General features: G+C 72.9%; 23 protein-coding genes. 10 read left to right on the top strand and 13 right to left on the bottom strand.

Annotation, left to right across the window (positions count from 1 at the left end):
* Positions 1 to 27: 27 nt before the first annotated feature.
* On the top strand, positions 28 to 882 hold the full coding sequence (locus ACFV9D_RS34095) for a serine hydrolase (RefSeq protein ID WP_385155157.1): 855 nt from the start codon (positions 28 to 30) through the stop codon (positions 880 to 882).
* Here the strand turns inward: ACFV9D_RS34095 and mycP are convergent.
* Complete coding sequence (gene mycP / locus ACFV9D_RS34090; RefSeq protein WP_385155154.1) at positions 857 to 2,044, bottom strand: type VII secretion-associated serine protease mycosin; 1,188 nt, start codon at positions 2,042 to 2,044, stop codon at positions 857 to 859. The two genes, ACFV9D_RS34095 and mycP, sit on opposite strands and share 26 nt — an antisense overlap.
* Positions 2,041 to 3,825 carry a hypothetical protein gene (locus tag ACFV9D_RS34085; protein WP_385155151.1) on the bottom strand — a complete coding sequence of 595 codons (1,785 nt, stop codon included), beginning with the start codon at positions 3,823 to 3,825 and terminating at the stop codon, positions 2,041 to 2,043. The genes mycP and ACFV9D_RS34085 overlap by 4 nt, the downstream gene beginning before the upstream one ends.
* A 126-nt stretch (positions 3,826 to 3,951) precedes the next feature.
* On the opposite strand from ACFV9D_RS34085, the gene ACFV9D_RS34080 reads away from it, so the two are divergent.
* Entirely contained in the window at positions 3,952 to 5,154 is a 1,203-nt protein-coding gene (locus ACFV9D_RS34080) for an amino acid deaminase/aldolase (protein ID WP_385155148.1), read from the top strand.
* A 7-nt stretch (positions 5,155 to 5,161) separates the two neighbouring features.
* Here the strand turns inward: ACFV9D_RS34080 and ACFV9D_RS34075 are convergent, their stop codons facing one another.
* The 4 genes from ACFV9D_RS34075 to ACFV9D_RS34060 all read right to left on the bottom strand — a co-directional run bounded on the left by ACFV9D_RS34075 (position 5,162) and on the right by ACFV9D_RS34060 (position 9,732).
* Positions 5,162 to 6,070, bottom strand: a complete 909-nt coding sequence (locus ACFV9D_RS34075) for a DUF2510 domain-containing protein (protein ID WP_385155145.1) — start codon at positions 6,068 to 6,070, stop codon at positions 5,162 to 5,164.
* Between the two features lie 124 nt (positions 6,071 to 6,194).
* Positions 6,195 to 6,980 (bottom strand): 3-oxoacyl-ACP reductase, encoded by a 786-nt coding sequence (locus tag ACFV9D_RS34070; protein ID WP_383557580.1) that lies wholly within the window; start codon positions 6,978 to 6,980, stop codon positions 6,195 to 6,197.
* Between the two features lie 5 nt (positions 6,981 to 6,985).
* The gene (locus tag ACFV9D_RS34065) at positions 6,986 to 8,401 is read right to left on the bottom strand and encodes an aldehyde dehydrogenase family protein (RefSeq protein ID WP_385155188.1); all 1,416 of its coding nucleotides are present in this window, start codon (positions 8,399 to 8,401) and stop codon (positions 6,986 to 6,988) included.
* Complete coding sequence (locus ACFV9D_RS34060) at positions 8,368 to 9,732, bottom strand: glutamine synthetase family protein (RefSeq protein ID WP_385155142.1); 1,365 nt, start codon at positions 9,730 to 9,732, stop codon at positions 8,368 to 8,370. The genes ACFV9D_RS34065 and ACFV9D_RS34060 overlap by 34 nt, the downstream gene beginning before the upstream one ends.
* Positions 9,733 to 9,831: 99 nt before the next feature.
* Here ACFV9D_RS34060 and ACFV9D_RS34055 point away from each other — a divergent pair, with 99 nt between their 5' ends.
* From ACFV9D_RS34055 to ACFV9D_RS34045, 3 genes are all read left to right on the top strand, one after another.
* Entirely contained in the window at positions 9,832 to 10,563 is a 732-nt protein-coding gene (locus ACFV9D_RS34055; protein WP_385155185.1) for a FadR/GntR family transcriptional regulator, read from the top strand.
* Between the two features lie 116 nt (positions 10,564 to 10,679).
* Positions 10,680 to 12,122 carry an ethanolamine permease gene (gene eat / locus ACFV9D_RS34050; RefSeq protein WP_385155139.1) on the top strand — a complete coding sequence of 481 codons (1,443 nt, stop codon included), beginning with the start codon at positions 10,680 to 10,682 and terminating at the stop codon, positions 12,120 to 12,122.
* A gap of 28 nt (positions 12,123 to 12,150) precedes the next feature.
* Complete coding sequence (locus ACFV9D_RS34045) at positions 12,151 to 12,831, top strand: gamma-glutamyl-gamma-aminobutyrate hydrolase family protein (protein WP_385155136.1); 681 nt, start codon at positions 12,151 to 12,153, stop codon at positions 12,829 to 12,831.
* 291 nt (positions 12,832 to 13,122) lie between these two features.
* Here ACFV9D_RS34045 and ACFV9D_RS34040 read toward each other — a convergent pair whose 3' ends face one another.
* Positions 13,123 to 14,058 carry a LysR family transcriptional regulator gene (locus ACFV9D_RS34040; RefSeq protein WP_385155133.1) on the bottom strand — a complete coding sequence of 312 codons (936 nt, stop codon included), beginning with the start codon at positions 14,056 to 14,058 and terminating at the stop codon, positions 13,123 to 13,125.
* Positions 14,059 to 14,128: 70 nt separating this feature from the next.
* Between ACFV9D_RS34040 and ACFV9D_RS34035 the strand changes: the two genes are divergently transcribed.
* Positions 14,129 to 15,286, top strand: coding sequence for a TDT family transporter (locus ACFV9D_RS34035; protein ID WP_385155130.1), 1,158 nt, complete (start codon positions 14,129 to 14,131; stop codon positions 15,284 to 15,286).
* Here the strand turns inward: ACFV9D_RS34035 and ACFV9D_RS34030 are convergent.
* The 4 genes from ACFV9D_RS34030 to ACFV9D_RS34015 form a co-directional block, all read right to left on the bottom strand.
* The gene (locus ACFV9D_RS34030; protein ID WP_385155127.1) at positions 15,213 to 16,022 is read right to left on the bottom strand and encodes a helical backbone metal receptor; all 810 of its coding nucleotides are present in this window, start codon (positions 16,020 to 16,022) and stop codon (positions 15,213 to 15,215) included. The two genes, ACFV9D_RS34035 and ACFV9D_RS34030, sit on opposite strands and share 74 nt — an antisense overlap.
* Positions 16,019 to 16,570: a helix-turn-helix domain-containing protein gene (locus ACFV9D_RS34025; RefSeq protein WP_385155124.1), complete on the bottom strand. Its 552-nt coding sequence runs from the start codon at positions 16,568 to 16,570 to the stop codon at positions 16,019 to 16,021. The genes ACFV9D_RS34030 and ACFV9D_RS34025 overlap by 4 nt, the downstream gene beginning before the upstream one ends.
* A gap of 156 nt (positions 16,571 to 16,726) precedes the next feature.
* On the bottom strand, positions 16,727 to 18,532 hold the full coding sequence (locus ACFV9D_RS34020; protein WP_385155121.1) for an ABC transporter permease/substrate binding protein: 1,806 nt from the start codon (positions 18,530 to 18,532) through the stop codon (positions 16,727 to 16,729).
* Positions 18,525 to 19,598 (bottom strand): glycine betaine/L-proline ABC transporter ATP-binding protein, encoded by a 1,074-nt coding sequence (locus ACFV9D_RS34015; protein WP_385155119.1) that lies wholly within the window; start codon positions 19,596 to 19,598, stop codon positions 18,525 to 18,527. The genes ACFV9D_RS34020 and ACFV9D_RS34015 overlap by 8 nt, the downstream gene beginning before the upstream one ends.
* A gap of 357 nt (positions 19,599 to 19,955) precedes the next feature.
* On the opposite strand from ACFV9D_RS34015, the gene ACFV9D_RS34010 reads away from it, so the two are divergent.
* Both ACFV9D_RS34010 and ACFV9D_RS34005 read left to right on the top strand, forming a co-directional pair.
* Positions 19,956 to 20,861: a 5'-3' exonuclease H3TH domain-containing protein gene (locus ACFV9D_RS34010; RefSeq protein ID WP_385155182.1), complete on the top strand. Its 906-nt coding sequence runs from the start codon at positions 19,956 to 19,958 to the stop codon at positions 20,859 to 20,861.
* A gap of 73 nt (positions 20,862 to 20,934) precedes the next feature.
* Positions 20,935 to 21,771 carry a siderophore-interacting protein gene (locus ACFV9D_RS34005; RefSeq protein ID WP_385155116.1) on the top strand — a complete coding sequence of 279 codons (837 nt, stop codon included), beginning with the start codon at positions 20,935 to 20,937 and terminating at the stop codon, positions 21,769 to 21,771.
* A 253-nt stretch (positions 21,772 to 22,024) separates the two neighbouring features.
* Here ACFV9D_RS34005 and ACFV9D_RS34000 read toward each other — a convergent pair whose 3' ends face one another.
* Positions 22,025 to 22,657: a MerR family transcriptional regulator gene (locus ACFV9D_RS34000; RefSeq protein WP_385155113.1), complete on the bottom strand. Its 633-nt coding sequence runs from the start codon at positions 22,655 to 22,657 to the stop codon at positions 22,025 to 22,027.
* Positions 22,658 to 22,834: 177 nt separating this feature from the next.
* Here ACFV9D_RS34000 and ACFV9D_RS33995 point away from each other — a divergent pair, with 177 nt between their 5' ends.
* Together ACFV9D_RS33995 and ACFV9D_RS33990 are read left to right on the top strand one after the other, a co-directional pair.
* The gene (locus tag ACFV9D_RS33995) at positions 22,835 to 23,737 is read left to right on the top strand and encodes a hypothetical protein (RefSeq protein WP_385155111.1); all 903 of its coding nucleotides are present in this window, start codon (positions 22,835 to 22,837) and stop codon (positions 23,735 to 23,737) included.
* Positions 23,734 to 24,165, top strand: a complete 432-nt coding sequence (locus tag ACFV9D_RS33990; protein ID WP_385155108.1) for an ABA4-like family protein — start codon at positions 23,734 to 23,736, stop codon at positions 24,163 to 24,165. Before ACFV9D_RS33995 ends, ACFV9D_RS33990 begins: the two co-directional genes overlap by 4 nt.
* 75 nt (positions 24,166 to 24,240) lie before the next feature.
* Here ACFV9D_RS33990 and ACFV9D_RS33985 read toward each other — a convergent pair whose 3' ends face one another.
* On the bottom strand, positions 24,241 to 25,404 hold the full coding sequence (locus tag ACFV9D_RS33985; protein WP_385155105.1) for a winged helix DNA-binding domain-containing protein: 1,164 nt from the start codon (positions 25,402 to 25,404) through the stop codon (positions 24,241 to 24,243).

Below are 25,404 nucleotides of genomic sequence, written 5' to 3'. Positions count from 1 at the left end.
TCAGGCGGCGTTCCTAGCGTCCCGCCCATGCCCCGCCCCAGACTTGCCCTGCCGGCCGTCGTGCTCACGGCGGCCGCCCTGTGCGCACCCGCCGTGCGGCCGGCCGATCCGGCCCTGACCGCCGCACGTCCCACCATGGAGGAGACGGCCACCGTGACCGTGGAAGTGGATCTCGACGCCGTGCTCGCGGAGGCGGTGGCGCTGGTGCTCGCCGGGAGCGAGGCGTCCGTGTCGGTCGCGGTGCTCGACCTGGAGACCGGGCGCTCGGCCTCGTACGGCGGCGAGGGGCGGACGTACGACACCGCCAGCATCGTGAAGCTCGACATCCTCGCCGCGCTGCTGCTCCGCGCGCAGGACGAGGGCCGGGAGCCGACCGCGGCGGAGCGGACGGCCGCCGCCGCGATGATCGAGCGCAGCGACAACGCGTCGGCGACCGCGCTCTGGCAGGCCGTCGGCGGCGCGGAGGGGCTCGACGCGGCCAACGCGCGGCTCGGACTCACCGAGACGACCGCGGCGGCGGCCTGGGGGCTGACCCAGACCACAGCTGAGGATCAACTGGCGCTGCTGGCTGCGGTGTTCGGCACGGACTCGCCGCTGGAGGCGGAGTCCCGCGCGTACGTCGCGGAGCTGATGGAAGGTGTGGTCGCCGGGCAGGACTGGGGCGTGTCCGCGGCGGGCGGTGACCGGGCGCTCAAGAACGGGTGGCTGCCTCGGGAAGCGACCGGGCTGTGGGACGTCAACAGCGTGGGGCGGGTGACCGCGGACGGCCGGGTCTACCTGGTGGCGGTGGTGTCCGACGGGCACGCCACGAAGGAGGCGGGGGTCGGGCTCGTGGAGGACACGGCCCGGGCGGCGGTCACCTCGGTGGGCGCGGTCCTGTAGCGCGGCTGCCGCGCCACAGGACCACCGCCGCGGCGAGCAGCAGCGCGCCGAGGCCGCCGACGGCGGGGGCGAGCAGGCCGATCGGCTCGCTCTCGGCGGGGGCGGCCTGCGGTCCGGGGCCGAAGTACCGGCCGGTGTAGCCGGAGGAGGCGCTCTTGGGATCGGCACCCTTGAGCCGGATTCCGGCCTCGATCGCGGCCGCCGGGTCGACGGTGCCGTACCCCTTGTCGTCGCTGCGGCCGTTCTTGGGCCGGTTGCGGGCGGTGTCGACGAGGAGCTGCTTGATCTGGGCGGGGGTCAGGTCCGGGTGGGCAGAGCGGACCAGCGCGACGGCGCCGGAGACGAAGGCGGCGGCGGCGCTGGTGCCCCAGCCCTCGTAGTAGCGGCGGTCGGGGTTGGCCATGACGATGTCGACGCCGGGGGCGCTGACGGTGGCGTACCAGCGGCGGGTGGAGAAGGAGGCGCGGGTGCCGTAGCGGTCGACGGCGGTGACGGCGACGACGCCGGGGTAGGCGGCGGGGTACGAGATGTGGTCGCCCTTCTCGCCGCCGTTGCCGGCCGAGGCGACGACGGAGACGCCCTTGGAGAGGGCGTACTGGACGGCGGCATCCTCGCCGGCGTCGGGGTGGGCGGACTTGGAGTCGTCGCCGAGGGAGAGGTTGATGACGTCGGCGCCGTGGTCGGTGGCCCAACGGATGCCCTCGGCGAGGGCGGTGCCACGGGTCTTGCGGGCCTTGTCGCGGGACTTGTCGGTGCCTTCGAGGATGACCCGTACAGGCAGGATCTCGACCTTCGGCGCGATGCCGAGGACGCCGTCCTGGCGGCCGGGGCCGTGGCCGTGTCCGGCGATGATGCCGGCCATGGCGGTGCCGTGCACGGCCCAGGCGGGCTCGCCTCGTTCGGCGCCGAAGCCGACGAAGTCCTTGCCGGTGAGGACGGAGCCGGCGAGGTCGGGGTGGTCGGCGTCGACGCCCGTGTCGAGGACGGCGACGGTGATGCCCTCGCCCTTGGTGGTGCGCCACGCCTCGGTGGTGTGCAGGGCTTGGAGACCCCATTGGCGGGCGCGGATGGTGTCGGCGTACGCGGGGGTGGTGGTGGCGGGGAGGACGACGAAGGAGGCGGCGAGGAGGGCCGCGAGGGCGCGGGGGCGGAGACGGGTCACTGGTCGTCGTCCTTCGTTGCCGCGGTGACGGCGGTGCGCAGTCCGCGCTCGATGCGGTCGGCTACGCCCTTCGCCTCGTGGCCGAGGCCGGCCTGGGCGGGGGCGCTGGTCTGCCCGGCGGCCATGGCGCGTTCGGCGGGCTCGGGGCGGGTGACGGGGCGGCCGTCGGCGAAGCCGGAGACGGAGGTGACGACGACGGGGAGGTCGGTGAGGGCGCGCGTGAACCAGCTGGCGCGCTGCGCGGCGCCGAAGCGGGCGGCGACGGTGCCGGGGGCGGCGAGCGCAGGGGGGACGTCGGCGGCGATCCGGGCGGCGGACTCGCCGGCGAGGGAGCGGGTGGCCTCGGGCTCGGCCTGGGTGAAGACGAGGCCGACGGTGACCACGCTGCTGGCGGTGGCGTCGGTGTAGGTGGCGCGCAGGACGCGGTCGCAGCCGACGCTCTGCACCGCCGTGAGCAGGCTCTTCTGCAGGACGGCGGCCGTGCAGGGGGCGTCTGCGGCGACGACGACCCGCGTCCAGGTGCGGTCGGCCGCACCGGGGCCGGTGCCGGGGCCGGCGAGGGTACGGGGGAAGAGGGTGTCGACGGGGACGTCGTGCCACAGGGTCCTGGCCTGTTCGTATCCCGCGGGCGGGGCGGGTTCGCCGGCGTCCGTGGCGGCGAGTACGGCCCCGGCGACGGCCCCACCGACGAGACCGATCCCCAGGACGAGACAGGCGCCGGCCGCGACGACGCGCCCCGTGCTGCGCTCACGGACGGGCCGCAGGCGCGTGGTCGTCTCGGCGGGCGTCTCGGGCGGCACGGTGTAGGGCCGGTACGCGCCGTAGGCCTGGTGGGGCTTCGGCGCGGCGGGGCGCGAGGGTTCGGTGGCGCGGATGGGCCGCAGGCGGGTGGTCGTCTCCACGACGGGCAGGTCCGACGCGGGGGCGGGGCGGGGTGCCGGGGCGCGCGGGGGCTCGGTGGCGCGGATGGGCCGCAGGCGCGTGGTCGTCTCCGCCGCGGGCACGTCCGACGTGCGGGCGGGACGCACGGGGCCCGAGGGCCGGACCGAGTCGTCGGCGGGCGCGGCGGGCGCGGAGTCCGGAGCGGCTTCCGGCCGCGGCGGCAGCCCGCGCGTGGGGCCGGTGGCAGGGCTCGGGACGGGCGCCTGCGCCGCTCGCGGCGGGACGCCGTGCGAGGGCTGAGCGCCGGAGGTCCGGCCGGGCTTCGGCACGGGCGCGCCGCCGGAACCGCCCGCCGCGGATGCGGTACGCGGAGCCGCGCCGGGGCCACTCCCCGGGGTGGCCGGGCCGGCGGTGGGTATGCGGGGCGCTGCCGCCGGGCGCGGCGGTATGGGGGCGGTGCGACCGGCGTGCTCCGTGACCGACGTCGCCGGGGCCGGAGCGGCCGGGGCCGACGCGGGGCGTGACGGGGCCGGTTCGGGACGAGCAGCGTGTCCGGCAGGTGGCGCGGTCGGCGCCGAGGCGGGGCGCGAGGGGGCGGCATGCGCGGCCGGTGCGGTAGCGGCCGGACGGCCGGCTGCCGGCACCTGCGGCGCGGCAGCCGGGCGAGCGGCAGCGGGAACCGGCGGGGCGGCGATCGGGCGAAGTGCGGGGGCGGCCGGGCCGACCGGACCCGGGCCCGGCGAGGCGGCGGGCGGGACCGGGGTCTGCGGAGGTGCGGACGCGACGCGGGGCGGCGTGGTGGCCGCCGTACCGCCCGCGGCGGCGTCGGGCGCCGACTTCGGGGGTGGGAGCAGGGCGTCGGTGATGCGGGACGTGGGCTGGTGCGCGTCGGTGCTCATCCCCGTCCCCCTGGTTGTCCCGTCGTGGTGCCTGCCCCGGCAATGCCCGCCACTCTACGGGCTGTTCCCCGCAGCACGGGAACTCAGGGGCTACCCACCCGTAAACCCGTCTGGCAAGCTCGGGCCATGACTCCCCGCGCCGCCGACCGGGCCCGGTACGACCGGGCCACCGCCCATCTCGACGCGCCCGTCGCCATCGTCGATCTGGAGGCGTTCGACGCCAACGCCGACGACCTCGTGCGCCGCGCGGGCGGCAAGCCGATCCGGGTGGCGAGCAAGTCCGTGCGGTGCCGCGCGCTCCTGGAGCGGGTCCTCGCCCGCGAGGACTTCGCGGGGATCATGTCGTTCACGCTCGACGAGTCGCTGTGGCTGGCCAGGGCCGGGTTCGAGGACGTGCTGCTCGCCTACCCGTCCGCCGACCGCACCGCGTTCGGCGAGCTGGCGAACGACCCCAAGCTCGCCGCCGCCGTGACCGTCATGGTCGACGACCCGGCGCAGCTGGACCTGATCGACGCCGCCCGCGCGGGCGGCGGTGAGGAGATCCGGGTCTGCCTGGAACTGGACACCTCGTTCCGGCTGCTCGGCGGTCGCGTCCGGATAGGAGCCCTCCGCTCCCCGCTCCGCGAGCCCGCCCAGCTCGCCGAGCTGGCCCGCTCCGTGGCCCGCAGGCCGGGCTTCCGGCTGGTCGGGATCATGGCGTACGAGGGGCATGTCGCCGGTGTCGGGGACGCGGTCGCCGGTCGGCCGCTGCGGTCCCGGGCGATCCGGCTCATGCAGTCGGCCGCCCGCAAGGAGCTGGAGTCCCGGCGCGCGGCCGTGGTCCGCGCCGTGCGGGCGGTGGCGCCGGATCTGGAGTTCGTCAACGGCGGCGGGACGGGCAGCGTGCAGCACACGGCGGCCGAGGATGCGGTGACCGAGATCGCCGCCGGTTCGGGCCTCTACGTGCCGCGTCTCTTCGACAACTACACGTCCTTCACCGGCCGTCCCGCCGCCCTCTTCGCGCAGCCCGTCGTGCGTCGCCCGGGCGTCGGCGTGGTGACCGTGCTCGGCGGCGGCTATCCGGCGTCCGGTGCGGCGGGCGTGGACCGGCTGCCCGTTCCGTACCTCCCGGAGGGGCTGCGCTACGACCCGCAGGAGGGTCCCGGCGAGGTGCAGACGCCGTTGCTCGGGTCGCCCGCCGACGATCTCCTCATCGGGGACAAGGTGTGGTTCCGGCACGCGAAGGCCGGGGAGCTGTGCGAGCGGTTCGACAGCCTCCAGCTGATCGAGGGCGACCGGATCACGGCGACGGTCCCGACGTACCGGGGCGAGGGCCGCACGTTCCTGTGACCGTCGGTCAGGACCCCGGGGTGATCGAGCTGCCCACTCCCCCGCCCGTCGCGCTGCCGATCGGCAGGATCCCCTTCGTGATCTCGTCCATCGCGGCGAGCGGCGGACCGCCGGGGCCCGCGTCGAAGCCGAAGCGCACGACGACCGGCGACTCGCTGCCCGTGGGGGACGGGAAGACGAGCGACTGGACGTAGGCGCCGGGGCCCTTGCCGGTGGTGACCTGCCATCGGACGAGGTAGCCGGTGCGCCCGGCGACGACGGTGGAGCGGGCGTCGATCTGCTTGTGGGAGACGATGCCGCCGTACCGCTGGTACCCGAGGACGTCCTCCTCGTAGAAGTCGTCGGCGGCCAGGGCGATGTCCTCCTTGGCAAGGGCCTCGGGGGACCCGGCGTCCGTGCCCGACGCCGTACGGGAGGCCACCGTGCCGTGCCGGCAGTCCTGGTTGGTGGCGCCCGGACAGGGGTACTCGCCGACGGTCGTGACCGTCGGCACGCCGCCCGCGTGGTAGTCCGGCTTCTCCCAGCCCTTGATGACCGGGAGCGTGATGCCGTTGAGCTGGTCGACGACCTTCGTGGGGTCCTCGGCGGGCGGGCTGCTGGAGGCGGACGACGTGGGCGCCGAGGTGGTCGTGGGCGCCGCGGTCGGACCTGCCGTGCCCGGGTCCTTCTCTTCGTCGCCGCCGCCGAAGAGGACGACTCCGGCGACGACCGCCGCCACGACGACCACCGCGCCCGCGCCGAGCGCGACGGCCCGGCCGCGCCCGCTGGCCGCGGGAGGAGCGGTGAACACGGTCGTGGGCGCCGGCGCAGCGGGCCCCTGCCGGGTGTGCGCGGTCCAGGTCGTACCGTCCCACCAGCGTTCGACGGTGGGCGTGGACGGGTCCGGGTACCAGCCGGGAGGGGTCGTCATGCTCATCCCGCAAGCCTAGAGGGCGGGTTCAGGGGCCGACAGCCGGGCGCCTTGTGGCGCCCGGCTGTCGGGTGGGGAGTGGGGTGGGGAGGTCGGCGGCGGCGGCGGTGGGCGAGGGTGCGGCGAGGGTTTAGAGCGGGGTCACGTACGCGCCCGAGATGCCGCCGTCGACGAGGAAGTCGGTGGCGTTGATGAAGGAGGAGTCGTCACTGGCGAGGAAGGCGACCGCGGCGGCGATCTCCTCGGCCTCGGCGAACCGTCCGACGGGGATGTGCACGAGCCGGCGGGCGGCCCGCTCCGGGTCCTTGGCGAACAGCTCCTGCAGGAGCGGGGTGTTGACCGGCCCGGGGCACAGGGCGTTGACACGGATGCCCTCACGGGCGAACTGGACGCCCAGTTCGCGGGACATCGCGAGCACGCCGCCCTTGGAGGCGGTGTACGAGATCTGGCTGGTGGCCGCGCCCATGATGGCGACGAAGGAGGCGGTGTTGATGATGGAGCCGCGGCCCTGGCGCTGCATGTAGGGCAGGGCGGCCTTGCAGCAGAGGTAGACCGAGGTGAGGTTGACGTCCTGGACGCGCTTCCAGGCCTCCAGGCCGGTGGTGAGGATGGAGTCGTCGTCGGGCGGGGAGATGCCCGCGTTGTTGAAGGCGATGTCGACGGAGCCGTAGGTGTCGAAGGCGACCTTGAAGAGGTTCTCGACCTCCTCGGGGTCCGTGACGTTCACCTTCACGAAGGTCCCGCCGACCTCCTCTGCCGCCGCCTTGCCGGCGGTCTCGTCGATGTCGCCGCAGACGACGTTCGCGCCCTCGGAGGCGAGGCGGCGGGCGGTGGCGAGGCCGATGCCGCTGCCGGCCCCGGTGATGACGGCGGTACGGCCGACCAGACGGCGGCAGACGATCTCTTCGGTGCTCATGCGGTTCAGGCCTCCGTGCTTTCCGTGCTGATGAAGACGTTCTTGGTCTCGGTGAAGGCGGTGAGGGCGTCGGGGCCGAGCTCCCGGCCGAGGCCGGACTGCTGGTAGCCGCCGAACGGGGTCCAGTAGCGGACGCTGGAGTGCGAGTTGACGGAGAGGTTGCCGGCCCGGACGGCGCGCGAGACGCGCAGGGCGCGGCCCACGTCCCGGGTCCAGATCGAGCCGGACAGGCCGTACTCGGTGGCGTTGGCGAGGCGTACGGCGTCGGCCTCGTCCTCGAAGGGCAGGACGACGGCGACCGGTCCGAAGACCTCCTCGACCGCGCAGGGCGCGTCCTCGGCGAGGCCGGTGAGGACGGTCGGCGGGAACCAGAAGCCCGGGCCCTCGGGGGCCTTGCCCCGGATGCCGGGGAGGGAGTCGGGGACGTACGCCCGGACGCGCTCCAGCTGGGCCCGGGAGATGAGCGGGCCCATCTGGGTCTTCTCGTCGGCCGGGTCGCCGACCACGATCTCCTCGACGGCCGGGGCGAGCAGCTCCAGGAAGCGGTCGTACACCGAGCGCTGGACCAGGATGCGGGTGCGGGCGCAGCAGTCCTGGCCGCTGTTGTCGAGGAAGGACATCGGCGCCGCCGCCGCGGCGGCCTCGATGTCGGCGTCGGCGAAGACGATGTTCGGGCTCTTGCCGCCGAGTTCGAGCGTCACGCGCTTCACCTGGTCGGCGCACTTGGCCATGATGCTCTTCCCGACCCGCGTCGAGCCGGTGAAGACGATCTTGGCGACGCCGGGGTGTTCGACGAGCGCGTTGCCCGCGACGGCGCCCTCGCCCGGCAGGACCTGGAAGAGGCCCTCGGGGAGTCCGGCCTCCAGGGCGAGCTCGGCGAGGCGGAGCGCGGTGAGCGGGGTGGTCTCGGCGGGCTTGAGGATCACCGCGTTGCCGGCGGCGAGGGCCGGGGCGGTGGCCCAGGCGGCGATCGGCATGGGGAAGTTCCAGGGCGCGATCACGCCGACGACGCCGAGGGGTTCGAGGACGGTGATGTCGAGCCCGCCGGCGACGGGGATCTGGCGGCCGTTCAGCCGCTCCACTCCCCCGGCCGCGTAGTCGAGCAGGTCGCGGACGTTGCCCGCCTCCCAGCGGGCGTTGCCGAGGGTGTGGCCGGCCTCGCGGACTTCGAGGAGGGCCAGTTCCTCGGTGTGGGCGTCGACGACGGCGGCGAAGCGGCGCAGCAGCCGGGCCCGGTCGGCCGGGGCGGCTGCGGCCCAGCCGCGCTGGGCTTCGGTCGCCCGTACGACGGCCGCGTCGACGTCGGTCGGGGTGGCGGCGGGGACGGTGGCGACGAGCTCCTCGGTCGCCGGGTTCAGGACAAGCAGTTCGTGCGGCAACTCGTTCCTCACATGCGTTCGAAGGAGCGGCGCAGCTCCCAGTCGGTCACCGCGGCGTCGTACGCGTCCAGTTCGACGCGGGCCATGTTGCGGTAGTGCGCGACGACCTCGTCTCCGAAGGCGGCCTTGGCGATCGGGCTGGTCTCCCAGAGCTCGGCGGCCTCGCGCAGGGTGGTGGGGACGTGGGCGTACTCGGCGGTGTAGGCGTTTCCGTCGCAGGCCGGGGGCAGTTCGAGCCGCTGCTCGATGCCGTACAGGCCGGCGGCGACGAGGCCCGCGACGGCGAGGTGCGGGTTGACGTCTCCGCCGGGCAGGCGGTTCTCGAAGCGCATCGAGCGGCCGTGGCCGACGACGCGCAGCGAACAGGTGCGGTTGTCCACGCCCCAGGCGACGGCGGTGGGGGCGAAGGAGCCGGGCTGGAAGCGCTTGTAGGAGTTGATGTTGGGCGCGTAGAGGAGCGAGAACTCGCGCAGGGCGGCGAGCTGGCCGGCCAGGAAGTGCCGCATGACCTCCGACATCCCGCCCGGGCCGTCCCCGGCCATGACGTTGGTGCCGTCGGCGTCCTGGAGGGAGAGGTGGATGTGGCAGGAGTTGCCCTCGCGCTCGTTGTACTTCGCCATGAAGGTGAGCGAGACGCCTTCCTGGGCGGCGATCTCCTTGGCGCCCGTCTTGTAGACGGCGTGCTGGTCGCAGGTGACGAGGGCCTCGTCGTACTTGAAGGCGATCTCGTGCTGGCCCGGGTTGCACTCGCCCTTGGCGGACTCGACGGTCAGTCCGGCGCCGGCCATCTCGTTGCGGATCCGGCGCAGGAGCGGCTCGATGCGGCCGGTGCCAAGGACGGAGTAGTCGATGTTGTACTGGTTGACGGGGGTCAGGCCGCGGTAGTTCGCGTCCCAGGCCTGCTCGTAGGTGTCCTTGAAGACGATGAACTCGAGCTCCGTGCCGACGTGGGCGGTGAAACCGTGTTCGGCGAGCCGCTCAAGCTGACGGCGGAGGATCTGGCGGGGGGCGGCGACGACGGGTGAGCCGTCGTTCCAGGCGAGGTCGGCGATCAGCATCGCCGTACCCTCGTTCCAGGGGACGCGGCGCAGGGTGGAGAGGTCGGGGTGCATGGCGAAGTCGCCGTAGCCGCGGTCCCAGGAGGACATCTCGTATCCGTCGACCGTGTTCATCTCCGCGTCGACGGCCAGGAGATAGTTGCAGCCCTCGGTGCCGTGGTCGAGGACCTCGTCGAGGAAGAACGGTGCGGCGAACCGCTTGCCCTGGAGCCGCCCCTGCATGTCGGGGAAGGCCAGGACGACTGTGTCGATCTCACCGCTCGCGACGAGGGCACGGAGCTCCTCGACGGAGAGCGGGGCTTTGCGGTCTGCCACGGGATTACTCCTCCTTCGGCCAGCCGGGAGCCATAAGGTATTGCCGAAGACCATTGCTTGGGAAGGGGAAACCGCAACGTGGCGAAGATCGGTGGGGACATGGACGCGGCGCCGAGTGGCGCCCCGGACCGGCTGACGCCCGTGCTGCGGCCTGTGCGGGCAGGCAACGGCTTCGAGGAGGCGCTGGAGCAGATCCTCCAGGTCGTCCGGCTCGGACTGGTCCCCGGCGGCGAACGGCTGCCCGCCGAGCGGGAGCTGGCCGACCGGATGGGGATCAGCCGGGTCACCCTGCGCGAGGTCCTGAAGGTCCTCCAGGAGCAGGGGCTCGTGGAGAGCCGGCGCGGCCGGTACGGCGGAACGTTCGTGCTGCACCGGCCGCAGACGGCCGACGAGGACGAGCTGAGGCGCCGGATCGCCACGATCGACGTCGAGGACACCCTGCGCTTCCGCGAGGTCCTGGAGGTCGGTGCGGCGGGGCTGTGCGCGGCGCACGGGCTCGACGACGCGGGCGCGGAACGGCTGCGCACCTCGCTCGCGGCCACGCACGACGCCCCGCTGGCCGACTACCGGCGCCAGGACACGCTGCTCCATCTCACGCTGGCAGAACTCTCCGGCTCCCCGACGCTCACCGCCCAGTACGCGGCCGTCCGGGCGACGGTCAACGACCTCCTGGACTGCATCCCGCTGCTCGTACGCAACCTGGAGCACTCGCAGCACCAGCACACCGCGCTGGTGGAGGCCGTCCTCGACGGCGACGCGGACGCGGCCCGCGAGGTCATGCGCGAACACTGCGGGGGTACGGCGGCGCTGCTGCGCGGCTTCCTGACGTGAGGCGGACCGGGTCGCTCACGTAACCCGAAAGTAACGCACGGGGGTTGCGTTCCGGCCGACCCGGCGCAAAGGTATGGTCCCATTCCATTGGGCCCGACGCGGGAGCTGACGCTGCCATGACGCTCGAAGACACCACCGGGGACAAGACAGCACCTGACGACTACCTCGAACGCCGGGCCCTGCGCCGCGGCAGCGCCGGCTGGCTGCTGCTCACCGGACTCGGCGTCGCCTACGTCGTCTCCGGCGACTTCTCCGGCTGGAACATCGGCCTGTCCAAGGGCGGATTCGGCGGACTCGCCGTCGCCACCGTGCTGATGGGCGCGATGTACGCCTGTCTCGTCTTCGCGCTCGCCGAGCTCTCCGCGATCCTGCCCACCGCGGGCGGCGGCTACGGCTTCGCGCGCCGGGCGCTGGGCACCTGGGGCGGCTTTCTCACCGGCACCGCGATCCTCATCGAGTACATCCTCGCCCCCGCCGCGATCTCCATCTTCATCGGCGACTACGTCGAATCGCTCGGCCTGTTCGGCCTGGAGTCGGGCTGGCCGGTCTATCTCGCCTGCTTCGTGATCTTCATAGGGATCCACCTGTGGGGCGTGGGCGAGGCACTGCGGTTCAGCCTGATCGTGACGGCGATCGCCGTGGCGGCGCTCGTGATCTTCGCGCTGGGCGCGCTGAGCGACTTCCACGTCGACGGGCTGAACGACATCCCGGTCGACACCGAGGCGCTGGGCTCCAACTCCTGGCTGCCGTACGGCCTGCTCGGGATCTGGGCGGCGTTCCCCTTCGGCATGTGGTTCTTCCTCGGAGTCGAGGGTGTGCCGCTCGCGGCGGAGGAGGCGAAGGACCCGGTCCGCTCGATGCCGAAGGCGCTCGCCCTGTCCATGGGCATCCTGGTGCTGCTCGCCGTGGTGACCTTCTTCGCCGCGACCGGGGCGCGCGGCTCGGCCGCCATCCAGGAGGCGGGGAACCCGCTGGTCGTAGCGCTGCAGGGCGACGGGGACCCGACGGCGCTCAGCCGCTTCGTGAACTACGCGGGCCTCGCGGGGCTCGTCGCCTCGTTCTTCTCCCTCATCTACGCGGGCTCGCGTCAGCTCTTCGCCCTGTCCAGGGCCGGGTACCTGCCCCGGTTCCTGTCCCTGACGAGCCGCCGCAAGTCGCCGTACCTGGGGCTGCTCATCCCGGGCGCGATCGGCTTCGCGCTCGCCGCGGGGACCGGGAACGGTGCGCGGATGCTGAACATCGCGGTGTTCGGCGCGACCATCTCGTACGCCCTGATGGCGCTCTCCCACATCGTGCTGCGCCGCCGCGAACCGGAGCTGCACCGCCCCTACCGGACTCCCGGCGGCGTGGTGACCTCGTCCGTGGCCTTCGTCCTCGCCCTGTCGGCGCTGGTGGCGACCTTCCTGGTCGACAAGGACGCGGCTCTGATCGCGCTGGGGGTCTATGTGATCGCACTCGCCTATTTCGCGTTCTACAGTCGGCACCATCTGGTGGCCAAGGCGCCGGAGGAGGAGTTCGCGGCGCTGGCGGCGGCCGAGGCCGAACTCGAACGCGACTGACCACCACTCTCTTCCGGAGGAATACGACGTGTCCAAGCCGCTCATCGGCGTGACGACCTATCTGGACCAGGCCCGGTGGGGGGTGTGGGACATGCCCGCGGCCCTGCTGCCGGCGCAGTACCCCCGCCTGGTCCAGGCGAGCGGCGGCCTCGCGGCGATGCTCCCGCCGGACGAGCCGTCCGCCGCGGCGGCGGTGGTGGCCCGGCTCGACGGCCTGGTGGTCGCGGGCGGCGCGGACGTCGAGCCGGTACGGTACGGGGCCGCGCCCGATCCCCGTACCGGCCCGCCCGCCCGGGCCAGGGACGCGTGGGAGCTGGCCCTGGTCGAGGCGGCACTGGCCGCCGGCACCCCGGTGCTCGGCATCTGCCGGGGCATGCAGCTGCTCAACGTGGCGCTCGGCGGCACCCTGATCCAGCACCTGGACGGCCACGTGGAGTCGGTCGGCGTGATCGGCCGCCACGCGGTGAAGCCGGTCCCGGGGACGCGGTACGCCTCCCTGGTCCCGGAACTGACCTCGGTGCCGACCTACCACCACCAGGCCGTGGACCGCCTGGGCAAGGGCCTGACCGCCTCGGCGTACGCGGAGGACGGCACGGTCGAGGCGATCGAACTGCCCGACCCGACCTGGGCGCTGGGCGTCCAGTGGCACCCGGAGATGGGCGAGGACCTGCGGGTGATGCGGGGCCTGATCGCGGCAGCGGCAGGCTGACAAGCGCCCCATGGGGGCGCGGGGAACTGCGCGACCGGCCACAACCGGCCTGCAGCGCCCCGTCGTCCGGCCCCGCCCCGAGCGGGCGCGGGGAACTACGCGCTCAACCACAACCCACCCGCACCCTCAGCACGACCCCGATCCACCCAGGGGCGCGGGGAACCGCGCGACCGGCCACAACCGGCCCGCACCCTCAGCACGACCCTGATCCCCCCAGGGGCGCGGGGAACTGCGCGACCGGCCACAACCGGCCCGCAGCGCCCCGTCGTCCGGCCCCGCCCCGTCGCCCCGTCAGCCCGTCGGCCTCGCCCGGGTCAGCGACAGCAGATCCCGCGCCGGGCCCGTAGGCCGATGACCGGTCGGCCAGACCGCGCGGAGGTCGCGGCGGAGCAGGACTCCCTCGACCGGGATCTCGACCAGGCGTCGGGAGGCCAGCTCCTCCGCGATGGCGAGTTCGCTCAGGACGGCGGGGCCCGCGCCGCTGACCGCCGCGGCCTTGACGGCCGTGGTGGAGGCGAGTTCGAGGAGCGGTTGGGCGAGTCCGCCGTGGGCGGAGAGCGCGGAGTCGAGGACCTGGCGGGTGCCCGAGCCTCGTTCGCGCAGGATCAGCGGGGTCGCGGCCAGCTCGCCGGGGTCCAGCGGCCTGCGGCGGCGGGCCCACGGGTGGGACGGGGCGGCGACCACGACGAGCCGGTCACGGGCGACGACCGCCCCGTCCAGACCGTCGGGCACGGCGAGCCCCTCCACGAACCCCAGGTCCGCCTCGTCGGCGAGGAGCCGCTCCGCGACCGCCGCCGAGTTCCCCGCCATCAGCGACACCGCCGTATCCGGCCGCTCCGGGCGCAGCGCGATCAGCCAGCCCGGCAGCAGATACTCGGCGATCGTCATCGACGCGGCCACCCGCAGCCGCGAGTCCCGACGCCCCCGCAGCGCCTGAGCGCCCGCGTCGAACGCCTCCGCCGCCTCCACGATCCGCCGCGCCCAGTCGGTCACGAGCGCCCCCGCGTCGGTGAGGCGCGAGCCGCGCGGCGAGCGGTCCACCAGCGCGACGCCGAGCTGTCGCTCCATCGACCGGATCCGGCTGCTCGCGGCGGGCTGCGTGATGCCCACCTCGCGGGCCGCCCGCCCAAGGCTGCCGTGCCGGGCGACGGCCAGCAGGAGTTCGAGCGCGCCGAGGTCGGGGACCCGGTGGGACAGGGGTGAAGTCTCGGTAGGCTCGCTGCTCATAAAGTCAGCTTATGACGTCATAGTGCCAAGATCCCTGGTCGGGGCCGACCGGCGGTACGAGGGTGGAGCCATGGCAACCCTCGCACCTTCCCGTCCGGCCCCCCGCGCCACCACCCCCGGCGTGCGGGCGGCCGCGGTCCGTCACCTCGGCCCCAACTGGTACGCCTCGGTGATGGGCACCGCCATCGTCGCCAACGCGGGAGCGACCCTCCCTGTCGACGCCCCCGGTCTGCGCACCGCGTGCACCGCCGTCTGGGCGCTCTCCTTCGCGATGCTCCTCGCCCTGCTCACGGCCCGCGCCCTGCACTGGGTCCACCATCGCGACCGGGCCCGCGACCACCTCATGGACCCGGCAGTGGCCCCGTTCTACGGCTGTCTGTCGATGGCCCTGCTCGCGGTCGGCGGCGGCGCCCTGATCGTCGGCCAGGACTGGATCGGTCTCCCCGCGGCCGTCGCCGTCGACACCGTCCTGTTCACCGCCGGTACGGCCATCGGCCTGGCCGCCGCGGTCGCGATCCCGTACCTCATGGTGGTGCACCACAAGATCGAGAGCGCGTCACCGGTCTGGCTCCTCCCGGTCGTCGCCCCGATGGTGTCCGCCGCCCTCGGCCCGCTGCTCGTGCCCCACCTGCCCGTCGGCCAGGCCCAGGAGACCCTCCTCCTCGCCTGCTACGCCATGTTCGGCATCAGCCTGCTCGCCACCCTCGTGATGCTGCCGCTGGTCTTCGGCCGGCTCGTCACCGGCGGACCCCTGCCCCTCGCCCTCACCCCCACCCTCTTCCTGGTCCTCGGCCCGCTGGGCCAGTCGACCACCGCCGCGAACAAGTTCGCCGACGTCGCTCCCGGCGTGCTGCCCGCCCCGTACACACACGGCTTCGCCGCCTTCGCCGTCCTCTACGGCGTGCCGGTGATGGGCTTCGCCCTGCTGTGGTCGGCACTCGCCGGCGCGATGGTGCTCCGCGCGCGGCGGCAGGGCATGGGGTTCGCGATGACCTGGTGGGCCTTCACCTTCCCGGTCGGCACCTGTGTGACCGGCGCGGAGGGGCTCGCCCACCACACCGGCCTCGCCGCCTTCCGCTGGCTCGCGATCGCCCTGTACGTGTTCCTCGTCGTGGCCTGGCTGGTGGCCGGATTCCACACCCTGCGCGGGCTGTTCAGCGGTGCGCTGCTCGCAGCTCCCGGGCGAGGACCCGGGGCGCCTCGGCCAGTGACGGCCCGTACCACGTGAGATGGCGCCCGCTGACGAGCGCGGCGGCGGTCCCGGGGAACGCCTCGGGCCCGTCGTCGCGCGTGAAGCGGTACGGCTCGTCCGGCAGGACGACCAGGTCGGCGCCGGCGGCCCGGAGTTCGTCGAGGGGGATGCGCGGATAGCGCTCGGTGTGACCGGCGTACAGCTGCCGGACGCCGAGGCGGGCCAGCAGGTCGCCCGCGAAGGTGTCACGGCCGAGGACCATCCAGGGCCGCCGCCAGATCGGCACGACGGCGGTGAGCTGCGGGCCCGACCCAGGTCCAGGCCCAGGCCCTGCCCCAGGCCCTGACCCGAACCCGGACCCAGACCCCGGCTCCGCCCCCGATCCCGGCGTCTCCACGGCGGCCCAGGCCTCCTCCGCCTCGTCCAGCCAGCGCGGCCGGTCGGGGACACCGCAGGCGCGCAGGACCCGCTCCAGCTCGCGGAACGCCTGGTCGAGCGTGCGCACCTCGGTGACCAGGACCTCGATCCCGGCGGCGCGCAGCGCGGCCAGGTCGGGGGCGCGGTTCTCCTCCTCGTTGGCGATCACCAGGTCGGGTCCGAGGGCGGTGATCGCGGCGACGTCGGGGTTCTTGGTGCCCCCGATCCGTACGACGTCGAGATCCGCGGGGTGGCTGCACCAGTCGGTGGCGCCGACGAGCAGTCCGGGGGCGGTCACGGCGACCGCCTCGGTCAGCGAGGGGACGAGGGAGACGACACGGGCCCCCGGGCTCATCTGTCGTCGGCCTCGATGTGCTCGGCGACGGCGACGACCAGCAGGCGGGTGCCGGACTCCGTGGCGCGCCACCGGTGCCGTACGCCTCCGGAGAGATACAGCGTGTCCCCGCGTTCGAGCCGGTACGCCCGGCCCTCGGCCTCGACCTCGGCGGCGCCGTCGGCGACGAACAACAACTCGTCGTTGCGGTGCTGGAATTCGCGGCCGGCGTCCCGCTCGCCGGTGAACTCCAGCGCGTGCAGCTGGTGCCGGCCGCGGACCAGGGGGCGTACCCCGGTGGGCATGTCGTGCAGCTGCTCGGCGGCCCGTACGACGTCGACGGTACGGGCGGACTCCGCCGCGGCCAGCAGTTCGGCGGCCGTGGTCTCCAGGGCTCCGGCGACGAGCTGCAGGGACCGCGTGCTCGGCCGGGCCCGCTCGTTCTCGATCTGACTGAGGAAGGGCACGGACAGGCCGCTGCGCGAGGCGACGACGGCCAGAGTGAGCTTGAGCGCTCTGCGGCGCCTCTTGACGGCCGCGCCCACGCGCAGTGATTCCTTCTCGTCCATGTCGGCTCCCTCCCTCGTGCCTCGTCCCTGCGTACTGGTCGGTTACCTGAACCTTACGCAGCTTTGGGGCACGGTTTCGCGTCGTGGCGAAAAGGGGTGGCCGCCGAATACGCTCGGCGACCACCCCTTTTCGGACAGGAGTCGTGGACTGGCTTTCTACTGCGGGGCGAGCTTCTCGGCGAGGCCGGGGTTCTTCTCCAGCCAGCCGCGGACCGCTTCCTGCTCCTTGCCCTTGCCTGTCGCCTGGATGGCGGCTTCGAGGTCCGTGAGCTGCTTCTCGGTCAGCTTGAAGTTCTTCAGCCAGGCGCCGACCTCGGGGTTGTCGGCGGTGAAGCCCTTGCGGGCGAGGGTGTGGACGCCGTCGCCCGTGCCCCAGGATCCCTTCGGGTCCTTGAGCTTCTTCAGGTCGTACGTCGAGTACGCCCAGTGCGGGGACCAGAGCGTGACGACGACCGGCTCCTTCTTGTCGTAGGCGCGCTTCAGCTCGGCGAGCATGCCGGGCGTGGAGCCGTCGACGACCTTGTACTCGCCGGCCAGGCCGTAGTCGTTCAGGACCTTGTCCTTGAGGATGCCCATCATTCCGGCGCTCGGCTCGATGCCGATGATCCGGCCCTTGAACTGGCCGCCCTTGCCCTTGAGGTCCTCGAGCGAGTCGATGCCCTTCATGTAGGACGGCACGGACAGCTCGAGGGAGGTCGGGCCGTACCAGGAGCCGAGGTCCTCCAGCTTGTTCTGGTACTTCTCCCAGTACTGGGCGTGCGTGACCGGGAGCCAGGAGTCGGTCTGGAAGTCGATCTGACCGCCCGCGAGACCGGTGTAGAGCGCGCCGGCCTCCAGCTGCTTGGTGTCGACCTCGTAGCCGCGCCGCTCAAGCAGTTCCTTCCAGAGGAAGGTGGAGGCGATGCCCTCGTCCCAGGGGATGTAGCCGAGGCTGATCTTCTTGCCGTGGCCGATGTCCTTGCCGCCGGCCGTCGTCGACGCCGTACCGCCGCCGAGGAAGCCCATGCCGCCCGCGACGAGGGCAAGGATGACCACGCCGACGAGCGCGGTGACGGGCTGCGGGCGGTGGGACCAGAGCTTCGCCCCGGCACGTGCCGCACTCGCGGCCCGCGCCTTGGCGAGCGCCCGGCGGCCGAGCGGCGAGACCTGCCGGCCCAGCGCGCCGGTCATCCGGTCCAGGTACATGGCGAGGATGACGATGGAGATGCCGGCCTCGAAGCCGAGGCCGATGTCGACGTTGCCGATGGCGCGGTAGACCGCGCCGCCGAGCCCGCCGCCGCCGACCATGCCGGCGATGACGACCATGGACAGGCCCAGCATGATGACCTGGTTGATGCCGGCCATGATCGTGGGCAGGGCGAGCGGCAGCTGGACGCGCAGCAGGGTGTTGCGCGGGGTGGTGCCGAACGCCTCGGCCGCCTCGACCAGCTCGCCGTCGACCTGACGGATGCCGAGCTCGGTCATCCGCACGCCCGGCGGCAGGGCGAAGACGATGGTGGCGATGATGCCGGGGACCACGCCGACGCCGAAGAAGATGATGCCGGGGATCAGGTAGACCATGGCGGGCATGGTCTGCATGAAGTCCAGGACGGGGCGCAACACGGCGCTGACCGTCTTGGATCGGGCCGCCCAGATGCCGAGCGGGACCGCGATCACCAGGGTCACGAGGGTCGCGACGAGCACCAGGGAGAGGGTCGACATGGCGTCGTCCCACAGCTCGATGGAGTCGACGAGCGCGAAGCCCGCGAAGGCGAGCACACCGGCGGTCAGCCCGCGCAGCCACCAGGCCACGACGGCGAGGATGCCGGCGAAGATCAGGGGCTCGGGCGCGGAGAGGACCGCGTCGATGCCGTCGTAGAGACCGGTGACGACGGCGGTGACGGCGTCGAAGAGCCAGGAGAGCTGAGCCTGGAGCCAGTCGACGGAGCTGTCGACCCACTGGCCGAGAGGGAGCCTAGGCATCGGTGGCCACCTCCTTCGTACCGGTGGTGCAGGCAACGGGCGGGCGCTGCTCGTCTCCGATGAAGCCGATCAGGCGGGACTGCGGTACGACGCCGAGGACGGCGCCGTGGGTGTCCTTGACCGCCACCGGGTGCGGGACGCGGGCGCTGACCGCGCACAGGTCGGCGACGAGGGTGTCGGGGCCGACGGTCTCGCAGTCGCAGCTGTCCGGTGTGGGGTGCTCGGACTCAGTCATCACGGCGGCGGCCGTGAGGACGCGGGAGCGGTCGACGTCCTGGATGAAGGAGGCGACGTAGTCGTTGGCGGGGCGGACCAGGATGTCCTCGGCGTCGCCGAGCTGGACGATCCGGCCGTCGCGCATCACCGCGATGCGGTCGCCGAGACGCATGGCCTCGTTGAGGTCGTGGGTGATGAAGACGATGGTCTTCTTCAGACGCTTCTGCAGTTCGAGGAGCTGGTCCTGCATGTCGCGGCGGATCAGCGGGTCGAGGGCGCTGAACGACTCGTCCATGAGCAGCAGGTCGGCGTCGGTGGCGAGCGCGCGGGCGAGGCCCACACGCTGCTGCATGCCGCCGGACAGCTCGTCGGGCCAGGACTTCTCCCAGCCGGCGAGGCCGCACATCTCCAGGGCCTCGGTGGCGCGCTTCTCGCGCTCGGCGCGCGGGACGCCCTGGACCTCCAGGCCGTACGCCGCGTTCTCGAGGACGCTGCGGTGCGGGAAGAGGGCGAAGTGCTGGAAAACCATGCTGATCTTCGTGGACCGCACGGTGCGCATATCGCGGGGGCTGAGCGCGGTGAGGTCCTTGCCGTCGAACAGCACGCGGCCCGCGGTGGGCTCGAGCAGGCCGTTGAGCATGCGCAGGAGGGTGGACTTGCCGGATCCGGACAGACCCATCACGACGAAGATCTGGCCGGGCTCGACGGTGAAGGACGCGTCGATCACGGCCGCCGTCGTGCCGTCGGTGCGGAGCTCGTCGCGGTCCGCACCGTCACTGAGTTTCTTGACGGCTTCGTCGGGTCGTCTGCCGAACACCTTGAACAGGTGGTCGGCCTGGAGCCTGGACACATATACCTCGCGTGTTGAAACGAAAACGGCCAGCCACCCCCGCAGCCGGGCCGTGGAGCGGGGCGGTTTCGGCCCGCGACTCCCGTGACGTACGACGATTCGTTGTCGAATCCCGTACCGGGTCCGCTCCGGGCCCGCGCCTGCCCCGGGCCCTGCGGGGCAAACCCAAAGGTGACGGGGGTCACGCGAGGTCGCCGGAACCGAGCCGCGATGTCGGTCGGGACCGATGGCGGTTCGGGACGGGTGTGAGTCCGGGGTGGGTGTCGGTTCGGGGGCGGGGTGTGAGTCCGGGGCGGGTGTGAGTTCGGGGCGGGTGTCGGTGGGGTGCGGCATGATCGGGGTGTGACGCGACGCCTGATGCTCCTCGACACCGCCTCTCTCTACTTCCGCGCGTACTTCGGTGTGCCGGACTCGGTCCGGGCCCCCGACGGCACGCCGGTCAACGCCGTGCGCGGCCTGCTGGACTTCATCACCCGGCTCGTCCAGGACCACCACCCCGACGACCTCGTCGCCTGCATGGACGCCGACTGGCGCCCGCAGTGGCGGGTGGACCTGATCCCCTCGTACAAGGCGCACCGGGTCGCCGTGGAGACCGAGACGGGGCCGGACGAGGAGGAGATCCCCGACACGCTCTCCCCTCAGGTGCCGGTGATCGAGGCCGTCCTGGACGCCCTGGGCATCGCCCGGGTCGGGGTCGCGGGCTACGAGGCGGACGACGTCATCGGCACGCTGGCCGGGCAGGCGAAGGGCCCGGTGGACATCGTCACGGGCGATCGTGACCTCTTCCAGCTGGTCGACGACGAGCGCGGGGTGCGCGTGTTGTACCCGCGCAAGGGCGTCGGCGACTGCGACCTGGTCGACGGCGAGCTGATCCGTACGAAGTACGGGGTGCGAGCCGACCAGTACGCCGACTTCGCGGCGCTGCGCGGCGACGCCAGCGACGGGCTGCCCGGGGTGAAGGGCATCGGCGAGAAGACGGCCGCGCAGCTGATCACGGAGTACGACGATCTGGCGGGCGTGCGCGCGGCCGCCGTGGACCGCACGTCGAAGCTGACCCCGGCCAAGCGGCGCGGGATCGTCGAGGCGGCCGCGTATCTGGACGTCGCCCCGACGGTCGTCCGGGTGGCCGGGGACGTACCGCTGCCGGACTTCGACCCGGCCCTGCCGGGCGCGCCGCGGGACCCGGAGGCGCTGGCGGAGCTGGTGACGCGCTGGGGTCTGGGCGGGGCGGTCGGCAGGCTGCTGCCGGTGCTCGAGCGCTGAGGCGTTCTGGGCGGGGGCTCCGCGGGATGCTAGCTTAGGCATACCTAAGTTCGTAGAGTCAGGGGAGACCGTCGTGGCAGAGCAGCCGGCCCGCAAGGCACCGAAGGCCCACGAGGCGCGGGTGGTGCGCACGGAGCGGATCACGCCGCACATGGTGCGGGTGGTGCTGGGCGGGGACGGCCTCGACGCGTTCGAGCCGGGCGAGTACACCGACCACTACGTGAAGCTGCTGTTCGCGCCGGAGGGTGTGAGCTATCCGGAGCCGTTCGACATGGAGCGGATCCGCGAGGAGTTCCCGCGCGAGCAGTGGCCCACCACGCGGACGTACACGGTACGGAGCTGGGACCCGCTCCACCGCGAGCTGACCGTCGACTTCGTGGTCCACGGCGACGAGGGCCTGGCGGGGCCGTGGGCGGCGCGGGCCCAGGCGGGCGACACGATGCGCTTCCTGGGGCCGGGCGGCGGCTACGCGCCGGACTCGACGGCGGACTGGCACCTGCTGGTGGGCGACGAGAGCGCGCTGCCGGCGATCGCGGTGGCCCTGGAGCGGCTGCCGGAGGGTTCGGCGGTGCACGCGTTCCTGGAGGTCGCGGACGCGACGGAGGAGCAGAAGTTCGCGACGGCGGCGGGCATCGAGGTGACCTGGCTGCACCGCGGCGACCGCCCGACGGGCGCGGCGCTGCTGGACGCGGTGAAGAGCCTGGACTTCCCGGCGGGCGACGTCCACGCCTTCGTCCACGGCGAGGCGGGCTTCGTGAAGGACCTCCGCCGCCACCTCCGCCTGGAGCGCGAGGTGCCCCGCGAGCGCCTGTCGATCTCGGGCTACTGGCGCCTGGGCAAGACGGACGAGGCCTGGCGCGCGATCAAGCGCGAATGGAACGACCAGGTGGAACGCGAACAGGAGAACTGACCCCGGCGGGGGCCCTTCGCCCCCGCCCCCACCGCTGTGGGCGCCGGTCCCGCCGGGGCGCTCCCATCCCACCCCTGACCTGTTGTGGGCAACTGTTCCGCAGGGCGGAACGGGTGGGCACAACCCACGGGGGCGGCGCCCGTTAAAGGGACGTTCACGCCAGGGCCCCGGGGCCACCCCGAGGCACCCGCACACGCAAGGGCGGGCACCCCGGAGGCGGGACCCGAAGGCGCCCGCACGCGCAAGGGCGACGTCACTCCCCCGTACCGAAAACCCTCCCCGACGCATCCACATGCGCCAGCCTCCGCAGCGCCCCGAACACCGCGTCCCCCAACACCGTCCCCACCACCACGCTCTCCACCAGGTCCTCCCGCTCCACGTTCCGCGCCACGTACTCCAGGTCCGCCTGCGCCACCTGCTCCGCTGCCCCCGCGTACGCGTCGAGCACCTGCGTGAAGTGCCCGTGGCCGACCTCCGTCAGCGCGGCCAAGGCGATCGCGAGCGCCTCCGCAGCCGGGTTGCTCTCGTACACGTGCCAGCCGCGCCGCGCGATCAGCTCCGCCACCACCTTCCGCGCCGCGGCGACACCCTCCCCCGGCTCCTCGCTGTAGCGCGGCACCACCCGGTTCGCCGCCGTGCCCAGCATCTTGTGCACCGGCCGCTCCCGGTCCTCGATCGCCGCGAGAACCTCGCGGATCCCGGCGACGGACAGTCCGCCGACATCCAGGAGCGCCCGGATCAGGCGCAGGCGCCGCTCATGCGTCTCGTCGTACGAGGCCTGATTCGGGCTCGTCAACTGCCCGGCCGGCAACAGCCCTTCCCGTACGTAGTACTTGATCGTCGGCACGGACACCCCGGTCCTGCGGCTCAACTCTCCGATGCGCACTCTGCGTTCACCTTCCCGATCCTGCCCCCGGCCTTGCCGACCGGCCCCTCCATCATAGATAGTGGCGCTATCAGATAGTGGCAAGTGTCGCTATCCATAGTCACGGGGGTAACTATGTCCTCACCGTTTCCGCGAGTCAGTGAGCTCCACCGGCCTCTCGTCTGGTTCTCCGCGTCCATGGTGTTACTCGCCCTGGTCTCGATCGGCGGCCTGCTCTTCGACGACCGGATCCTGGTCGGCGTGCCGATCTGGACGAAGCCGTTCAAGTTCGCGGTCTCGTTCGTCGCGTACTGCATGACGCTCGCCTGGATGCTCACCCTGCTCCCCCGCGGCCGGCGGATCGGCTGGTGGGCGGGCACGGTGCTCGCCCTGGCGAGTGCCGGCGAGATGGTGCTGATCACCATGCAGGTGGTCCGCGGCACCCAGAGCCACTTCAACAACCAGACGGACTTCGACGCCGCCGTCTTCCAGGCCATGGGCGCGACCGTCGTCGTCCTCTGGCTCGCCGCACTGGTCATCGCGATCCTGCTGCTGCGCGCCCGGATCCTGGACCGCGCCACCGCCTGGGCCGTACGGCTCGGCTCCCTGATCGCGCTCGTCGGCGCGGCTGTGGGCTTCCTGATGGTCCAGCCGACCCCGGAGCAGCTCGCGGCCGGGGACGACGCACCCATCAACGGCGCGCACAGCGTCGGTGTCCCGGACGGCGGCCCTTCGATGCCCGTGACCGGCTGGTCCACGACCGGCGGCGATCTGCGCATCGCGCACTTCTTCGGCATGCACGCCCTCCAGGTGATCCCGCTCCTGCTACTCCTCCTCGTCACCCTCGCCCCGAGGTACGCCCGGCTGCGCGACGAGCGGGTGCGGCTGCGACTGACGCTCGTGGTCGCGGGGACATACGCGGCGGTGTTCGCCCTCGTCACCTGGCAGGCGCTGCGCGGTCAGGCGCTGCTGGACCCCGACGGCGTCACCCTCGCCGCGGCCGGCGCGATCGCGCTGCTCGGCGCGGCGGCGACATGGGCGGCTCTGCGCAAGCCCGCCGGCACCGAAACCGCCCTCGCCACAGAGGAGTTCATCGCATGACCGGCTTCCTGTTCGAGCTCGGCTTCTACCTCGCCGCACCCGTCTGGCTGCTGATGATCTTCGCGCCGGGGTGGCGTGGCACGGAGCGGATCGCGGCCTCACCGCTGACCGTCGTACCGATCCTGGCGGTCTACCTCGCGATGGCGCTCCCGGTGTTCCCCGAACTGTGGACGGCGGTCAGCAGCCCCGACATCGACACGTTCCGTGACCTCACGGCGCTGGCGAACGGCGCGGGGGCGATCTGGGCGCAGGTCATCGCCTGGGACCTGCTGCTGGGCCAGTGGATGTACCGGGAGGCGCGCCGACTGGGGCTCTCACCCCTGCTCATGGGCCCGTTGCTGGTCCTCACGATCCTCCTGTCCCCGTTCGGACTGCTCGTTTTCCTGGGGCTGCGGGCGGCGAAGCAGCCGACTCCCCTGCCGGCCTGAGAAGTTCGACCCCGACCGGACGCGGATGCGCCCGTACCATCCCTCAGGCCCTCAGGCCCTCAGGCCCTCGGATCCTCAGGTCCGCGCGCCCCCGCCCAACAGCCCGGGCAGCAGTCGGGTCTCGGCGTTCGGCAGCTTGCTCCACCAGTGGCCGTAGCGGCGATAGACCTCCGGGTCGCGGTCGGCGAGGAAGGCCACCAGTGCGCCGGCCTCGTCTTCCAATCCCTCCCAGGCCTCGTCCGGCAGGTCGTGGAAGGCGGTCGCCTCGATGCCTCCCTCGACGGGGCGCCACACCCCGGCGACGTAGCCGTCGACCAGCAGGGTCGGCAGCACGTCTCCGTTCCGGCGTATGACGACCGTGCGGTAGTCGGGTGGGATGACCCGGCCCCGGTCCGCGTAGGCCAGCAGGGTGCTGTCCCACATCGCCATCAGCCGCGGCGGGGCGGGCGTGTCCTCGTCCGGGCGTGGTGCGCCCGGTACGTCGAACAGCTCCTCGCCGTCCGGCCCCTCCCACCGCTCGAGGTCGTCGGTCAGCGCTTCGAGTGCCTTTCTGACTCTGGCCCGCTGAACCATCCCGAACTGCGCCATGTCCGGCACCGACGCCGGCCCGAACCCTTCGAGATAGCGCAGGACCAGCGTCCGCAGAGCGGCGTCGGACGCCTCCGGCTCCGGCGGCGCCGGCGGGTCGGGGGGTGCGACGTACGCGGGTTGTTCCCCGAACGACCACGGTGGCGAGGTGGGCGCGTGCAGCAGCGGTGTGTAGTGCCGCAGCCCCCACCAGGCCCCGGACTTCGGCGGGGTGCCCACCCGTTGCTCGAGCCATGCCTCGTACTCCGCGTTCGTCCGGGGCCGGTCGGCGAACGCGAGCAGTTCAGGGACGAGCGCGTCGGCGTCGGCCGGGGTCAGACCCGACGCCGTGAAGCGGCCCCCGAGCCGGCCGGACCTCAGCACGGGGTGGAGGGCCTCCCGGAAGGGCCGGTAGTCGTCGGCGTGGACGGCATGCTGGGTGATCCGCATGAGTGTCGACTTGACGACCGTCCCGTGAGCGAAGGCGGCGTCGAGATCGGTCGGATCGAACGCGACGGTCCTGTTCCACAGCGCGAGGTAGGGCGACGCGGGCTGCTGGGCCTGCAGCGCGACGACGCGCCGCACCGCTTCGGCGGCACCGAGCTTCTCGCGCCGCAGCAGCAACTGCCGGGCCAGTGTGGAGCGGTTGAGTCCCCGAGCCGTGATCTTCAT

The organism is Streptomyces sp. NPDC059875 (assembly GCF_042731085.1).
In the GTDB taxonomy this organism is placed as follows: Bacteria; Actinomycetota; Actinomycetes; order Streptomycetales; family Streptomycetaceae; genus Streptomyces.
Note: the sequence above shows the minus strand (reverse complement) of the source record. Positions and strands in the feature narration are given on the sequence as shown.